General features: G+C 70.6%; 1 protein-coding gene. It reads left to right on the top strand.

Features of this window, described 5'->3' with window-relative positions:
* On the top strand, window positions 1–1,072 hold a 1,072-nt coding region (locus AX744_RS07030), incomplete at its 5' end, for a sensor histidine kinase (protein ID WP_061015988.1).
* Window positions 1,073–1,201: the final 129 nt, after the last annotated feature.

Raw genomic sequence — 1,201 nt, 5'->3', positions numbered from 1 at the left:
CAACGGGGTCATCGTGGTGACCGGCCTCCCCCGCGACGAGATCCAGAACCAGCTCACGCAGCTCCTCACGGTGATCGCGCTCGCCACGATCGGCGGCCTGATCCTGCTGGCCCTCACCACGGCGATCACGATCCGCGTGAGCCTGCGCCCGCTGCGCGCCGTCGCGACCACCGCGACCAGGGTCGCCAACCAGCAGCTCGATCGCGGCGAGGTGACCATCACGGAGCGCGTCCCCGCCTCCGAGGCCGATCCGCGCACCGAGACCGGGCTGGTCGGGGCGTCGTTGAACAAGCTCCTCGATCACGTGAACACCTCGCTCGCGTCCCGGCAGAAGAACGAGGAGCGGATGCGGCGGTTCGTCGCCGATGCCAGCCACGAGCTGCGCACACCGCTCGCCTCGATCCGCGGCTACTCCGAGCTCTCGCTGCGAGCTCTCCGCCAGACGAAGGAACCGTCCGAGCGACCGGAGGTCATCGAGAGCACCACCTCTTCGCTCGAGCGCATCCAGGCGCAGTCGCTGCGGATGACCAGGCTCGTCGAGGACCTGCTGCTGCTCGCCCGCCTCGACGAAGGCCGGGAGCTCGTCTACGGCACGGTCGACCTCACCCAGCTGGCGCTGGAAGGGCTGTCGGATGCGCGCCCCACGGCCGTGGACCACCACTGGAAGATCGACGTGCCCGACGAGCCCGTCACGATCCTGGGAGATGCGGGACGCATGCACCAGGTCGTGGCCAACCTGCTCGCGAACGCCCGCACGCACACGCCGGCCGGCACGACGGTGACACTGAGCGTCGCGCAGGAGGGCGATGAGGCGGTGCTGCGCGTGCACGACGACGGTCCGGGGATCGATCCGGCCATCCGAGACGAGCTGTTCGCCCGCTTCGCCCGCGGAGACAGCTCCCGTGCGCGCCAGACCGGCGGGACGGGGCTCGGCCTCGCGATCGTGAAGGCCATCGTCGAGGGCCACCACGGCTCCATCACGGTGGACAGCGAGCCAGGGAACACCACCTTCAGCGTCCGCATCCCGACGAATCCGGCGGCCTCCCCCGACACCGCCGCTACGGACGCCTGACCCGCAGCACAGCGCCCGCCACGAGCACAGCGCCCACCACCATACTGAGCCCGCCACGACACTGAGCCCGCCACGACACTGAGCCCGCCACGATGCTGAGCCGCGCGAGAGAGGACTTCCTGCGCCGGC

The sequence above is a fragment of the Microbacterium sp. CCH5-D1 genome, from assembly GCF_001557335.1.
In the GTDB taxonomy this organism is placed as follows: Bacteria; Actinomycetota; Actinomycetes; order Actinomycetales; family Microbacteriaceae; genus Microbacterium; species Microbacterium oxydans.
This window is presented reverse-complemented; position numbering and strand designations above follow the sequence as displayed.